Source organism: Ensifer oleiphilus (assembly GCF_013371465.1).
Taxonomy (GTDB): Bacteria; Pseudomonadota; Alphaproteobacteria; order Rhizobiales; family Rhizobiaceae; genus Ensifer; species Ensifer oleiphilus.
Window position 1 is genome coordinate 250,676 of the sequence record NZ_JABWDU010000008.1, and the last position, 13,417, is coordinate 264,092.

General features: G+C 61.0%; 16 protein-coding genes. 8 read left to right on the top strand and 8 right to left on the bottom strand.

All coding sequences use genetic code 11. The features are described from left to right. Positions 1 to 4: 4 nt before the first annotated feature. The gene (hpaI, locus tag HT585_RS25840) at positions 5 to 820 is read left to right on the top strand and encodes a 4-hydroxy-2-oxoheptanedioate aldolase (RefSeq protein ID WP_176355655.1); all 816 of its coding nucleotides are present in this window, start codon (positions 5 to 7) and stop codon (positions 818 to 820) included. Positions 821 to 839: 19 nt separating this feature from the next. On the opposite strand, the gene HT585_RS25845 is transcribed toward hpaI, so the two are convergent. The 3 genes from HT585_RS25845 to HT585_RS25855 form a co-directional block, all read right to left on the bottom strand. After that, the gene (locus tag HT585_RS25845; RefSeq protein WP_176355656.1) at positions 840 to 1,811 is read right to left on the bottom strand and encodes an NAD-dependent epimerase/dehydratase family protein; all 972 of its coding nucleotides are present in this window, start codon (positions 1,809 to 1,811) and stop codon (positions 840 to 842) included. A gap of 11 nt (positions 1,812 to 1,822) precedes the next feature. Further along, a complete protein-coding gene (locus HT585_RS25850) occupies positions 1,823 to 3,097 on the bottom strand; it encodes a glycosyltransferase family 4 protein (protein WP_176355657.1) in 1,275 nt (424 codons plus the stop codon). Positions 3,098 to 3,252: 155 nt separating this feature from the next. Next, positions 3,253 to 3,840, bottom strand: coding sequence for a YqaA family protein (locus tag HT585_RS25855; protein WP_176355658.1), 588 nt, complete (start codon positions 3,838 to 3,840; stop codon positions 3,253 to 3,255). A gap of 335 nt (positions 3,841 to 4,175) precedes the next feature. On the opposite strand from HT585_RS25855, the gene HT585_RS25860 reads away from it, so the two are divergent. The 4 genes from HT585_RS25860 to HT585_RS25875 all read left to right on the top strand — a co-directional run bounded on the left by HT585_RS25860 (position 4,176) and on the right by HT585_RS25875 (position 7,950). Next, positions 4,176 to 5,063 carry an NAD(P)/FAD-dependent oxidoreductase gene (locus HT585_RS25860; protein WP_176355659.1) on the top strand — a complete coding sequence of 296 codons (888 nt, stop codon included), beginning with the start codon at positions 4,176 to 4,178 and terminating at the stop codon, positions 5,061 to 5,063. A gap of 107 nt (positions 5,064 to 5,170) precedes the next feature. Beyond that, positions 5,171 to 5,647 carry an Rrf2 family transcriptional regulator gene (locus tag HT585_RS25865; RefSeq protein ID WP_176355703.1) on the top strand — a complete coding sequence of 159 codons (477 nt, stop codon included), beginning with the start codon at positions 5,171 to 5,173 and terminating at the stop codon, positions 5,645 to 5,647. 173 nt (positions 5,648 to 5,820) lie between these two features. Beyond that, entirely contained in the window at positions 5,821 to 6,852 is a 1,032-nt protein-coding gene (locus HT585_RS25870; RefSeq protein ID WP_176355660.1) for a GH25 family lysozyme, read from the top strand. 840 nt (positions 6,853 to 7,692) lie between these two features. After that, positions 7,693 to 7,950, top strand: a complete 258-nt coding sequence (locus tag HT585_RS25875; RefSeq protein ID WP_176355661.1) for a hypothetical protein — start codon at positions 7,693 to 7,695, stop codon at positions 7,948 to 7,950. A 156-nt stretch (positions 7,951 to 8,106) separates the two neighbouring features. Here the strand turns inward: HT585_RS25875 and HT585_RS25880 are convergent, their stop codons facing one another. Further along, positions 8,107 to 8,568, bottom strand: coding sequence for an Lrp/AsnC family transcriptional regulator (locus HT585_RS25880; protein ID WP_077502660.1), 462 nt, complete (start codon positions 8,566 to 8,568; stop codon positions 8,107 to 8,109). Positions 8,569 to 8,779: 211 nt separating this feature from the next. On the opposite strand from HT585_RS25880, the gene HT585_RS25885 reads away from it, so the two are divergent. Further along, the gene (locus HT585_RS25885) at positions 8,780 to 10,033 is read left to right on the top strand and encodes a D-amino acid dehydrogenase (RefSeq protein ID WP_176355662.1); all 1,254 of its coding nucleotides are present in this window, start codon (positions 8,780 to 8,782) and stop codon (positions 10,031 to 10,033) included. A gap of 316 nt (positions 10,034 to 10,349) precedes the next feature. On the opposite strand, the gene HT585_RS25890 is transcribed toward HT585_RS25885, so the two are convergent. From HT585_RS25890 to HT585_RS25900, 3 genes are all read right to left on the bottom strand, one after another. Beyond that, positions 10,350 to 10,559 carry a hypothetical protein gene (locus HT585_RS25890; protein WP_176355663.1) on the bottom strand — a complete coding sequence of 70 codons (210 nt, stop codon included), beginning with the start codon at positions 10,557 to 10,559 and terminating at the stop codon, positions 10,350 to 10,352. A 138-nt stretch (positions 10,560 to 10,697) separates the two neighbouring features. Further along, positions 10,698 to 11,117: a VOC family protein gene (locus tag HT585_RS25895; RefSeq protein ID WP_176355664.1), complete on the bottom strand. Its 420-nt coding sequence runs from the start codon at positions 11,115 to 11,117 to the stop codon at positions 10,698 to 10,700. 53 nt (positions 11,118 to 11,170) lie between these two features. Beyond that, a complete protein-coding gene (locus HT585_RS25900) occupies positions 11,171 to 11,308 on the bottom strand; it encodes a hypothetical protein (RefSeq protein WP_176355665.1) in 138 nt (45 codons plus the stop codon). A 464-nt stretch (positions 11,309 to 11,772) separates the two neighbouring features. On the opposite strand from HT585_RS25900, the gene HT585_RS25905 reads away from it, so the two are divergent. Then, positions 11,773 to 12,237: a GNAT family N-acetyltransferase gene (locus tag HT585_RS25905; RefSeq protein WP_176355666.1), complete on the top strand. Its 465-nt coding sequence runs from the start codon at positions 11,773 to 11,775 to the stop codon at positions 12,235 to 12,237. Between the two features lie 120 nt (positions 12,238 to 12,357). Beyond that, positions 12,358 to 12,669 carry a hypothetical protein gene (locus HT585_RS25910; RefSeq protein WP_176355667.1) on the top strand — a complete coding sequence of 104 codons (312 nt, stop codon included), beginning with the start codon at positions 12,358 to 12,360 and terminating at the stop codon, positions 12,667 to 12,669. A 70-nt stretch (positions 12,670 to 12,739) separates the two neighbouring features. Here the strand turns inward: HT585_RS25910 and HT585_RS25915 are convergent, their stop codons facing one another. Then, positions 12,740 to 13,237, bottom strand: a complete 498-nt coding sequence (locus tag HT585_RS25915) for a DUF2165 family protein (RefSeq protein WP_176355668.1) — start codon at positions 13,235 to 13,237, stop codon at positions 12,740 to 12,742. Positions 13,238 to 13,417: the final 180 nt, after the last annotated feature.

Consider the following 13,417-nt stretch of genomic DNA (forward strand, 5'->3'; position numbering starts at 1 on the left):
GCCCATGCCTGCTCCACGCAATATGTTCAAGTTGGCACTTGCCGAAGGACGGCCTCAGATCGGCCTCTGGTTGGCGCTCGCCAATCCTTACACCGCAGAGATCTGCGGTGGCGCCGGTTTCGACTGGCTGCTGATCGACGGCGAACATGCGCCCAATGACGTTCCGCTGATGATGGCACAGCTCCAGGCGCTTGCCGATTCGCAGAGCCATGCGATCATCCGTCCGCCGATCGGCGAAGCTTGGTTGATCAAGCAGCTCCTCGATATCGGCGCGCAGACGCTGCTGGTGCCGATGGTCGAAACCGATGACCAGGCCCGCGCGCTGGTCCGGGCCGTGCGCTATCCACCGCACGGCATGCGCGGGGTCGGTGCAGCGCTCGCCCGTGCCTCCGCCTTCAACCGTATCGAAGATTATCTCCCGACTGCGAATGCCGAGGTCTGCCTGCTGCTGCAGGTGGAAAGCCGGGCGGGTCTGGCGGCCATCGACGATATAGCCTCGACCGAAGGCGTCGATGGCGTCTTTATCGGCCCGGCAGATCTGGCTACCGACATGGGCTTTCTTGGCCGGCCCGGTGCGCCGGAAGTGCAGGAGGCAGTCGAGGCCGCACTGGCGCGCATCCAGTCGCACGGCAAGGCTGCCGGCATCCTGACCTCGGACACTGCCCTTACGAAACGCTACCTCGAACTCGGCGCGCTTTTTGTTGCGGTCGGAAACGACGTCAGCCTGCTGGTGGCGGCGACCAGCCGCCTGCGGGCAAGCTTTGCCGAGCATGCTTGCGCACCGGTCGCCGGAGCCAGCACACCGGCCTCCGGATACTGAAAGGCAACGGCGGCCACGGTTAGTGCACTCTCGATCGCAGATGGTCGAGCGTCAGCGCCACGCCGGCCTTAAGATCGACGCGCGGGGAAAGGCCATAGGAGGCCTGCAACGCCGTATCGCCGCAACGATAGAACACGCCCTCTGGCTTGTCTGACAGGCCGCTTATTTTCGGCTCCCAGCCGATGCCGCGGCTGACCAGCCCGGCGAGCTCTATGAACGAAGTCGCTACGCCGGTGGAGATGTTGAGACAGGCGCCGTTCTGCAGTCGGGTAAAGGTTCTCCAGACGAAGTCGATGCAGTCGGAGATATGGATGAAGTCGCGACACTGTCGGCCGGAGCCCCAGACGAAGACTTCCTGCGCGCCGCGCTCGTCCAGAAGTCGCCGGCAGATCGCCGGGAAAGGATAGCTCAGGTCCTGGTCTTCGCCATAGCCGCTGAACGGGCGATAGGCGACCGCACGACCGCCATAATTCTCGACATACAGCTTCATCAGATATTCGCCGCTGAGTTTCGCCCAGCCGTAGCTCAGATCCGGAACGCCTATGCTGGCCTCGAAACCGATCATGTCTTCGCTGAGCTTGCGATAGGCTTCCGGTCGTTGAAGGCTCACGGGATAGGCGGCGCTGGAGCTGAAATAGACGACCGATCCCGGGCGCGTGCGCGCCGCCCAGCGCCACATATCGGTGTCAACCGCGAGATCCTCGGCAACCAGAAGCGTCTGCGTTTCCAGCATGACGCGACCGCCGACCATGGCAGCCAGATGAAACACCATGTCGAACCGGTCGTCGGCGCGATCGAAATAGCGGCGGCAATCCTCCTCGATAAGCGAGAAGCTGCCCTTTGGCGGGTTCGGCCATTCCGCGGGACGCATCGCGCCGGTTCCGCGCGCGAGCTTATCGACGCAAACGACATCGACACCCTCCGATATCAGCTTGCCGCAGAGATGGCGTCCCACAAATCCGGCTCCGCCGGTCACCAATGCACGCGCCATCCCCCTGCCTTTCAGATCCGACCGGCCATTTCAAACTCTTGTCGGGCGGGCCGCCCCATTGTCTCTTTCAGCTTGTCGCGCGTCACGAACTTGAGCCGGCCGGAGTAAATATCGACGATCTGCTGGCGCCATTCGTCTCTTGAGGGCGCAACGTTCTTGCCATAGGCGAAAGCCCCCCTGCTCAGATGCCGGACCAGAGCGTCGCTTTCCATCAGTGCCATGATATCGGCAAGAGATCGTGCGTTGCCGCTCTCGAACACCAGCCCTGCCTGGTGCTGCTCGATCTCCGTGGCAATCAACGCATTGCTGCTGGCGATCACCGGTATCCCGCACATCAGTGCCTCGGCGGCCACCAGACCATAGGGTTCCGGCATCCTTGACGGCATGAAGAAATAGCGCGCCCGAGATGCGACAGCGGCAACCTCGTCGTCATCGAGCCAGCCTGGAACATGACAGTGCGGAAGCGCGCGCTGGATTTCCTTAAGCAACGGCCCCCTTCCGATCAAGGTCGCGGCCTTGCCCGTGACGTTGAGCGCCTCGGCGAGGGTTCGAACGCCCTTTTCCACCGACATGCGCCCCAGAAACATGGGGCGGCTGTTCTTCCAGGCCTCGACAGCGGATTGCGTGAGCGGCGTCGACGGCGTGCGCAATGTCAGAAAGTTTCGAAGCGGGCCCTCGCTCAGATAGGGCTCCATGCCCTCATGGGCGAGAATGACGCCGACGCGGCTCCAAAATGCCTCGCCCGCGGCCGTCTGGGTCATTGCCCGGGCGAAGCGCCACAGTTTGTGAAGGTGATTGCGCTTGTCGCAGGCACTGACGAGACAACCGGCCGATAGCGGTTTCTCAGTGCAGACCTCGCCCTTGCCGTAGTGGACGTAGGCGCCGTTCGGACAGGACAGAAAGAAGTCGTGGGCGGTGACGATGACCTTGGCCTTGCTGCGCGCAAGTGCGTGAAAGATCGAGGGCGAAAGGATCTGCGACCAACCGTGGACATGAACGACCGTTGCGTCGCTCCGGGTCTCTAGCAATCGCCGCAAGGCGCGGTAGGCGCGGAGGTTGAAATTCCTGTCGAACAGGTTCGGGAAACTGACACCGTCACGCAAGGGGCGCTCGCCCAAAGCCTCCACCTTGACACCCGGAAAACGCGAGCGAATGCCGGCACCGTCGTCACCGACCAGAACGGCACAATCGAACTCCGCCGCAACGCCAGCCTCGATGCATTGGAGCGCAACCTTCGTTGCACCCCCGAGAGCCTCCGATACGTCGTTGACAACGATAAGCCGCATGAACACTCGCCTCTCGGAGACTTTAACTGCGCGACCTGGGTTCCCTTCATTTCGCCGCCTGTTGCAGCCAATTTGCAAGCCATCAATTTGCAGTAGACGCTGCGCGCGAATGGCCGGATCGGCATCGCGCGAACCGCTCGAGAGGACCGCCGCTGCTACTTTGCCAGGACGTACAGGCCGTAAAGCACAATGAGCGCTGCAGCACCGATGGCCGCGATCAAGCCCAGGCGCTTCTCGATGAAATGCCGAACCGTTTCGCCGTGCCGGCGAAGCACCGCCGCGAGAATGAAAAACCGCGCGCCGCGGGTGATGACCGCCGATGCGATAAACATGCCAAGGCTGACATTGGCGGCACCGGACAGGATAGTGACCACCTTCATCGGGGGAACATGCGCGAGCCCCGATGTCACGAGCAGAAGCACGACCGCTTCCATGTCGACGGAAGCGCGCATGGATTCGAACGCATCAATCTTGCCGTAGAACTGCAGGATCGGACGGGCGATGGCGTCGAAGGCGTAGTGCCCGAGGAACCAGCCGGCGATGCCGCCAAGCACCGAGAACAGGGTGGCAAGGAAGGCATAACGATAGGCTCTATGCGGTTTTGCCAAAACCATCGGCAGAAACAGGACGTCGGCCGGAACCACGAAAACCGAGCTTTCGACGAAGGCGACAAGCGCCAGCCACCAGGCCGCCGACTTTCGGCCAGCGAGGTCCATCGTCCAATTATACAAACTGCGAAGCATGGCAAATCCGGTCGTTCATTGGCGTCCCCAATGGGACCCTTGCGGGAAGCGTTCCAATCCTGCGGGGCAGAAGACAGAGACTCGGCCCGCATCGATATGGTGCAGTCGGTTAGCAAAGGGGCGGATTTTTGTCTGTCGGGAAATCGCGCTGCGCAACTCCCATCATGCCGGCTACCTCGCCTCAACGCAGCGGTTCGCGCGCACGACCGAGAAGGGTCAGTCTCGCTGCCGCCGTATCGTCGACCGCACTCACGTAACTTTTATTGGGTCATGATATTGAAACTCACCGCTCATGTAACATAATAAGATACGATATTCATCGAATGAGGCTCGATATGACGCATGACGTACTCATCCTCGGCGGCAGCTACGCCGGGCTTTCCGCCGGTCTTCAACTCGCGCGCGCACGCCGCAAGGTGTTGGTCATCGACAACGGATTGCGGCGGAACCGTTTCGCTGGCACATCGCACGGCTTCCTCACCCAGGATGGCAACACGCCTGCAGACATTGCCGCCAAGGCCCGCGCACAGTTGATGGAATACCGGACGGTCGAGTGGCTGCAGGCTGAAGCCACCCATGCCGAACGCGCGCAGGATGGCTTCAAGGTCACCCTGCAGCAGGGCCCGGACGTTACCGGAAAGCGGCTTGTCCTCGCCACGGGTGTCACCGACGTCCTGCCGGAGCTTGAAGGCATTGCCGAACGCTGGGGCAAAAGCGTCTTCCACTGCCCCTATTGCCACGGTTACGAACTCGACGAGGGCAACATCGGCGTCCTCGCGACATCGCCCCTGTCGATGCATCAGGCCTTGATGTTGCCGGACTGGGGTCCAACGACGTTCTTTCTCAACGGTGCATTCGAACCCGATGCGGACCAGTTGCAGCAGCTCGCACGGCGGAATGTGACGGTGGAGCATGGCCTCGTTCACAGGCTTGGTGGTGAACGGGCGAACGTTGTCATGCGGGACGGACGGGTACTGCCAATGGACGGCCTGTTCACCACCACCAGGACGGTGGTCTCGGCGCCATTTGCCGAACAGCTCGGCTGCGCCTTCGATGACGGCCCGCTCGGACGCTACATCCGAACCGATGCCACGAAGGCCACGACCGTTGCCGGCGTCTTTGCCTGCGGCGATGCGGCAAGGCCGACGGGATCGGTCGCGCTGGCTGTCGGAGATGGGGCGATGGCGGGTGCTGCCACCCACCGATCCCTGATGTTCGACTGAGCGACCGATCGCGGCAGGTCCCGGCAGCACCCTGCTGAACACCGGGACTGCGGGCTCCCCTGGCCCGCGCGATCCGTGTTATCAGAGGAAAACAGGGAAGATTGACATTGCGACAGGACGGACGACTCTCACGCTTGCTGCATGTATTGCTGCACATGGAAAAACATGCGGACCCAATGACATCCGAGACGATCGCCCGGATGCTCGGCACGAATTCCGTCGTCGTGCGCCGCACAATGGCCGGACTTCGCGACGCCGGTTACGTATCGTCCGAAAAGGGCCATGGCGGCGGCTGGACATTGTCGCGGCCGCTTTCCGATTTCACCCTCCTGGATGTCTATCGAACGATCGGCAGTCCAGGTTTCTTCGCCATGGGTGTGGCCACCGACGAACCGAAATGCCTGGTCGAACAGGCCGTCAATTCGGCACTGGAGCGAACGCTCGATGAGGCCGAGGCCCTGCTGCTGGCGCGGCTCGGCGAAGTCGCCGTTTCCGATATCGCCGCCGACTTCGAGAGGCGCTATGGCGCTGCCATGGGCAACGGGTTGCCCTCATGTGCAGGCCGCTCGCACAGCTCAGATTGAGCGCACCGGCAGCGCAATTGCGCCATCCGTTGCACCGAGACATCCCCCAAGCGGTGGGCGGTCGTAAAGATTGTATTTAGTCTTTTCCGGTAAGTTTCCGTTAGCAATTTCACATCAATGGGGTCCCGGCGGCACTGTCCCTCGCCGCCGACTAGTTTTGCGTACGGGTGCTCATGCGTTTCTCAGCTGTGCCAGCAATGTTCCTTGCCTGCCTGGTCTTGGCAGGCTGCACGTCCAGTTCGGCGCTGGACACGATCGTTCCGCAGCAGCCGTCGCGCGAAACGACGAGCTCGGTCATACCGACATCTCCCGTGCCTTCGGCCAGTGTCGGCGTCGCTCAAGCGCAAGCAGCACCGCCGCAGGAGATGCTCGCCTGGGCAGGCCCCGTGCCGGAACCCGAAGCCTTCCGACCAGCGGCAAGGGCAGCAGCAACACCAATGCCGCTAGAGCGTCCCGTTGCCGCGATCGTGCCGGCGACACCTGCTGTTCTGACGACGCCGGGAACGCGCACGCGTGTCTACGGACACCGCTTCCGCGACGCCAAGCCGATCAATTTCGGCCGCGCATCACCGCGCAAGATGGCCGTTCATGGCGTCGACGTGTCGCGCTGGCAGGGCGAGATCGACTGGCCCAAGCTGCGCACACAGGGTGCCAACTTCGCCTATATCAAGGCAACCGATGGAGGCGACCACCTCGATCCGATGTTCAAGAAGAACTGGCGCAAGGCAAAGGAAGCCGGGCTGAAGCGCGGCGCCTACCATTTCTTCTACTGGTGCCGCACTGCCGGCGAGCAAGCCGACTGGTTCATTCGCAACGTTCCGCGTGAAGCCGGCGCGCTGCCGCCGGTGATCGACGTCGAATACAATGGCGAGTCCAGCTGCAAGCGGCGGCTGTCGCGTGCCCGTGTGCTTGAAAAGATGCAGGTCTTCATGGACAAGCTCGAAGCGCATTACGGCCAGCGCCCGATCATCTATACCGCCCCGGATTTCTATGCCGACAACCTGTCGGGTGAACTGCTCAACTACCCGTTCTGGCTGCGCTCGGTGGCCGCTCATCCCTCCAAGAGGTACCCGGGCCGCAAGTGGGTCTTCTGGCAGTATTCGGGATCGGGCCTCTCGCACGGCGTCGAAGGCAAGATCGACCTCAATGTCTTCCACGGCGACGAGAACGAATGGCAGAACTGGCTCGCCCGGCGCGCAAGCTAAGGCACGTCGCGCATAAATGTGCTGCGGTTTTGCGATATCGACATGCATAAGAACGAGAACTTAAAGCGCGGCAAGCGAATCTGGATGATCGCGGCGCGCTTTGGGCCATCGTGATAGACCGGGCGCCTGGCGCAAACCCGGATCGACCAATTCCGGCTTGAAAGACGCGTCAGCCCCGGACGAAATCCCCTGCGGTAGCGTTTCAATGCGGCACGCGCCACCCGCCTCTCGTTCGGGATGCAGCAATCACGCGCTCCGGCCAAAATCCAGATTTTCCCTGAATACCACCAGTCTTGCGGATAGGCCGTGCCTAAAAAGAAAAAGCCTGCCGCGGGAGGAGGTGCGGCAGGCTTTTAAAGGGATTGAATGGCAACCGGGAGGAGGAGTGTCGCCATTCCGGCAAGCGCTCGTTGGGAGGAGTAGAAAGCGCCTGCACTTAATCGAAGCTTTGCGGGAGGAGGTGCATCGCTTCGATGAGTTGACTATACAAGAAAGCGTCTGATTTCGTAGAGCTGACTTCGCAGACCAGCCATGCGCTCAGCGCCGGTCGGATGGCTCGCAACATCGGGCCAACGACAGAAAGTTCGGCCGGATCGAGCCTGAACCTGCCCTTCGCAAGGACGAGCGATCATCCCCCGCCACCGGCAAAATTTAATGATCTCAGCGACTTGCGTTGCAAGCAGCACCCGCGGTCGCGGCCGTCACGCCCATGTCACGGGAACGGTCCCACAAACCGTGTTATAGAATGCCGTCATCGCGTGTCTCAGACATCCCCCCGCCTGCGGTTGTGGATGCGAGAAGCATTGAAAGCCCATGCAAAACGGAAAGGAGCGGCGTGCCATGCCCCGCTACATGTACCATATCCATGCGGCCGGCGTGACGAGCCGCGATCAGGCCGGCAAACAGCATCCCAATGACGGCCGTGCAGTCGCTTACGGACAGCTCATCGCCGACGAGCTCGCCGAGGAATACGAATATCGTGGCGCGATCGTTGACGTCCTGGCGCCAAGCGGACGCCTGATCGCGCGTCTGGTTTCAAGCCGGGCTCTCCCGCCGTGGCTGCAATCCACGCCACCAGCGCAACGCGCGCTTCACTGATGCTCACGGATTAGAGAAAGCGAAGGCCGCGGCCATCGCCTCTGCGACAACAGTACCGGCGGACGGGCAGCATGCCGAACCACGTTTGGCCCCGCCCGCCGGGATCTTCCACAAGAGCCGGGAGCGCACGCGTTCCATCCTAGCCACACGACCGAGCTATCTCCGCCTTGAGCGTGACGCAAGGACGTTCCGGATCGAAAAGCTGGAATGGATCCGCAGGACGCCGGGGAGCTTTGCAAGGATCTCCTTGTGGATGCGCTCGAAGTCGCCGGCATTTTCGACCTCCACCCGCAACAGATAATCGGAACCGCCGGTCATCAGGTAGCATTCCTGGATTTCCGGATGCTTTCTCACCGCCGCCTCGAAGCGATTGAGGTGCTCCTCCGTCTGGCGTTCCAGCGTGATGTTGATGATCACTGCTATGGCATTGTCGCCATCGACGTTTCCCACCAGCGCGGTGTATCCTCGGATCACGCCGCCCTGCTCCAGCAGATTGATGCGCCTCAGGCACGCCGATGGCGACAGCCCCACTTCTGCCGCGAGCTTGGTGTTGCTCATGCGCGCATCAAGGCGCAGCAGGCGAATGATGTTGCGATCGATCGCATCAAGACCAGACATGCAGATTCTTTCGTTTTTCCGCCGATCATTCCTAAAATCAGCGAATGCTCGAATTTTCAAGCGCTACTTCGCATGATCGTGCTCAATTATTTCACTATGCTCTGAGGCAACTTCTGCCGGAGTTGGGGGACTTGGAGGTGGGCTGGCAAAAGCAAGCACCTCGTGGGGACCTCAGCCTGTTGGACGATCGATCTGTTATCCTGAGGATGCGATGAAGATTACCATATTGGGCGCCGGCGTGATCGGTGTGACCTCTGCATACTATCTCGCCAAGGCCGGCCACGAAGTGACCGTCCTCGATCGCCAACCGGGCCCGGCGCTGGAAACGAGCTTTGCCAATGCCGGCGAAATCTCACCCGGCTACGCCTCTCCCTGGGCAGCGCCCGGTATCCCGCAAAAGGCACTCAAGTGGCTGTTCATGAAGCACGCGCCCTTGATCATCCGCCCGATGGTGGACGCCGCCACCTGGCGCTGGATGACCGCAATGCTGCGCAATTGCACCTCGACCCGCTACGCCATCAACAAGGGCCGGATGGTCCGCCTGGCCGAATACAGCCGCGATTGCCTGATCGCGCTGCGTGAGGAAACCGGCATCGCCTATGATCACCGGACGCAAGGCACGCTGCAACTTTTCCGCACCGCCAAACAGCTTGATGGCATCGGCAAGGATATCGAAGTACTGAAGGCCGATGGCGTGCCGTTCGAAGTGCTGGACCCGGCCGGCTGCGTGGCCGCGGAACCCGGCCTGCAGCCGGTTCGCGACAAGATCGTCGGCGGCCTTCGGCTGCCGAATGACGAAACCGGCGACTGCTTCAAGTTCACCAACGAATTGCAGAAGCGCGCCGAGGCTATCGGCGTCCGGTTCCGGTTCGGCGTCGACATCCGCCGGCTTCGGCAGGACGGCAACCGCATCGTCGCCGTCGAAACGGCGGAGGGCGAAATCCGCTCCGACATCTTCGTCGCCGCACTCGGCAGCTACACACCGGCGCTCCTGATGCCGCTTGGCCTGCGCCTGCCCGTCTATCCCGTGAAGGGCTACTCCATCACCGTGCCGATCGTCGACGAGACGCGCGCGCCGGTATCGACGATCATGGACGAGACCTACAAGATCGCCATCACGCGGCTCGGCGATCGCATTCGTGTCGGCGGCATGGCGGAGATCGCCGGTTTCAGCAACGACCTTCCCCAGACGCGTCGAGCGACGCTCGAGCATTCTGTCGAAGACCTGTTCGGCGGCGCGGGCGACCAGAGACAAGCAACCTTCTGGTCCGGGCTGCGGCCAATGACGCCGGATGGAACGCCTGTCATTGGTGCAACGCACTTTACCAACCTGTTCCTCAACTCCGGTCACGGCACGCTTGGCTGGACCATGGCCTGCGGCTCAGGCCGCGTCTTGAGCGATCTCATCAGTGGCGCCAAACCCGAGATCGAAACCGCAGACCTGGCAATCAGTCGATATCACTGACGGAGCATGCAACGGGCCGGCACCGAGCGGCAATGGGCGCGCGACTTCCTCCCGCTGGTTCGCGTGGGGTCACGGATGTGGCGAAAACGTTGGGAACGCTGCGCTACGCGAGTTAAACAGTGACGGGGCCGCCGGCTCCGTCACCCGTTTGCGGTCGCCGTGGCAGGTCAGTCCATTTTCTTTCGCCAGCGCCGAAAGCACTCGCACTCTCCTGCGCGACGTATGAACGAAGAGCAGTCGGCAAAGCACCCGACCGAGTACGGAGCCGGCTCAACACTGGACAAATCCGGCCGTCATCGCCTGTGCCCGTTCAGCCTCAATGGGATCTTGCCCTTTTGAGCTCGGTTTGCTTTCGTCCGTCATCAAGGTTCAAGCTCAGCTGTATTCCACGGCTCAATTTCGGCAAGGGTGCACTCATGTCGATACGGCCAAAAATCTGCTTGCGGCGCTCGCTGTCGCGCTCTCGCTTCAGGCGGGAGTCGGCGACGGCCGCCAGTGCGCGATTGATGATTTCAGTGCGGGTCATCGTTCATCTCCACATCTGTTCTCTTTTTGTTCTATTTTTAGAGAAATGTCAAGTGAACGCCTCGCCGACGAGCCGGTGTTGCCGCCTCCCATGCCATCATGGACGGCGAGGCATCACACTTCTCCGCGACAAATGCCGCTAGAACGTGATCTTCACCGAACTGGTGCTGCGGCTGGCGGCGCCGTGGTACACGGCTTCGATGTTGTTGCCATCGGGATCGAGCAGGAACGCGGCGTAGTAGCCTGGATGATAGGGACGTTCGCCGGGTCGCCCGTTGTCCTTGCCGCCATTTTCCAAGCCGACTTTGTAAAAGGCGTCGACCATGGCGCGGTCCCTCGCCTGGAACGCCAGATGGTGGCGGCCGGTGAGTTTACCCTGGGCCGCTTCGCTGTCGGCCGTAGAGACGAACAGTTCGTCGGCCCAAAAATAGTCTTCGCCCTCGCCTCCCAACGGCACCTCCAGAGCACGGAGTACCGCTTCGTAGAACCGCCGACTGGCGCCGAGATTCTTGGTCACCAGCTGGATATGGTCGATCAAGCGGCCACGATGCAGTTCCATCGTCGAATCCTCCGTTCGCAATCGACAGGGATTTAGGTCCGGCCCAAGGCCCGTCAATGGCCGTAAGGCGCGGACTTGGTCGCCGTCTCGCGCTCATGACCTGATGCAGCAATATAGACGATGTTGTTCCAGGGCTTGAAATAGCCGCAATCGCTCGCCATATGGGGCATAATGAATTGATCGTTGAGCATAGACAGTCTCGGTGAGACGGATGTGTTCCGGTCAGAGTTCGCGCTAAACCGCTGACCACGGATGTACTGGCAGGGCAAGGCAGCGAACGGGAAAAGGTCGGCATTGCCGGCCTTTTTTGTTTTCGAGCGTTCCCGCTGTCCCATCAAAATCCGAACAGATCTGTTGCGCTCGACTGCCATTGTCTGGCAGAAGACCCGAGAACGCGATCGCCATCAGTTTTAGGATGGGGTCGGGCGGGCGATTGACGTCTACCTCGCTGCCACGAGACCACGTGGCCGTTCACTCCAGCGCCGCGCGTCTTATCAAACGGGCAAAGGTCGCTGCAGCACTTAGAATTGCCGCACGGTCTTATCCTAAACCGGCTACGATCTAAGGAAACATCCAGTAGGCCGTCCGCGGCACGTGCCCCCGGATTGGCAGTAGTCGGACCGCTAATCGAACTCTTCAGATATGCGAAAGAACCATGATCTCATTCAGGCCGATGCTTGAGAGCGAGTATGCTGGATATCTCGCCTATTTCATTCCCGACTATGCTGCGGAGATCGCCACCAATTACAGGCTCCCGCATGCAGTCGCCCTGGCGCAGGCCAGGAGTGAAATCGCCGAGGACCTGCCGCAGGGCGTCGATACGCCAGGCAACGTCCTGCTGTGCCTGATCGAAAGCGCAAGTGACGCGCATGTCGGCTATCTCTGGTATCGACCGGACGCAAAAGGCCGCTCCGCGTTCATCAGCGACTTCCACATTCTGCCCGACCATCAGGGGAAAGGCCTTGGAAAGCTCGCCATGGCGGCGCTTGAGATCGAACTCTCTGCAAAAGGGTTCGAGCAGATCAAGTTGCGTGTCGCCGAGAATAACCCGCGTGCCCGGCATGTCTATGAGGCAACGGGATTTCGCGTGACCGGCACCAATATGAGCAAGACACTCTAGCCATACGAAGCGCAGCACCTGCCTGAACACTGCACCGTCGGCCGCCTCGTTTGTGATCCCGCGCGGAACTTAAGCCGCCTGTCTTCGTTGCTACATTGCTAGAACAAACGAGGTGCAAAAATGGCCAATGACATTCAGCGATCCGTCGAAGACCAGATCTCCGAACTGCGGGCACAGGTTGCCGATCTGACACGCTCGATTACCGCACGTGCTGGCGAGGCTGCCGGGAGCGCCGCCGATCTGGCGGAGGATGCGAGAGGGCGGGTTCGCTCCGCCGCGCGTGTCGTGCGCGCACAGGGACAGAGCGTCGTTGAAGCGGCAAAGGACAATCCGGGCACGGCAACGACGGTTGTTAGCACCGCCGGACTGATCGGCTTTGCCATCGGCGTTCTCGTCGGTGTGTCCTGCCAAAGCAGCGCGCGTTGGAGATAGCTGCAAAAGCCAACGCCGTTGACCGGGAGGGGCAAGCCAGTCCCCGGGGACCACCTCAATTGATGCTTTTCTATTGAGCTGGCATGTTCACCAGCAACGTGCCGGCGAGCCCAAGCCCGACTAGGATGAAGTGCGTGATCTGCATGGTCTCCTGACGGATATAATAGGCAAACCAGGCACCACCGAGCAGCATGACAAGGCTGAGGGCTATGAAGGCTGCGAAAGCGAGATTTGCCCAGATGGCAGCGGCGGCACCGTCCGAGACACCGAGGAGCGTGCCGAAAAATAGAAACGCTGCCCCGGCCAGAAGCAGCATGCTCGCCACCTCCAGGATCAGAACGAAGCTGAAGACCACGCGATGCCACAAGGCATTCTTGACGCATCGCGACAACAGCGGCGTGCGGATAACTGGCTCCTGATCGAAGAGCTGCATGCCCATCAACAGACCAATCGAAAAGACACCGTTGCGAAACGCGACGACGTTGTTGAGGACGATAATGGCAAGCCAGGCCGCGAGCCCGGAAAGCAGGATGGCTTTGATCAGAAAGAGCGAAGTCAGCTGGGTCATTTTTCGTTATCACCATGGGTTGAGAAGGACGCGTTTGACCGCGATACCCAGATGACGACCTGCAGCAGGCATATGTGACGCCGGCGTCGTTGTTTTTTCGACGTCGCATCTTTCCGTCGGAAAAATCACTCTCGACATTCTCGGGAATAAGTTGGGGATCAACTGGCCATTGGCTGCATC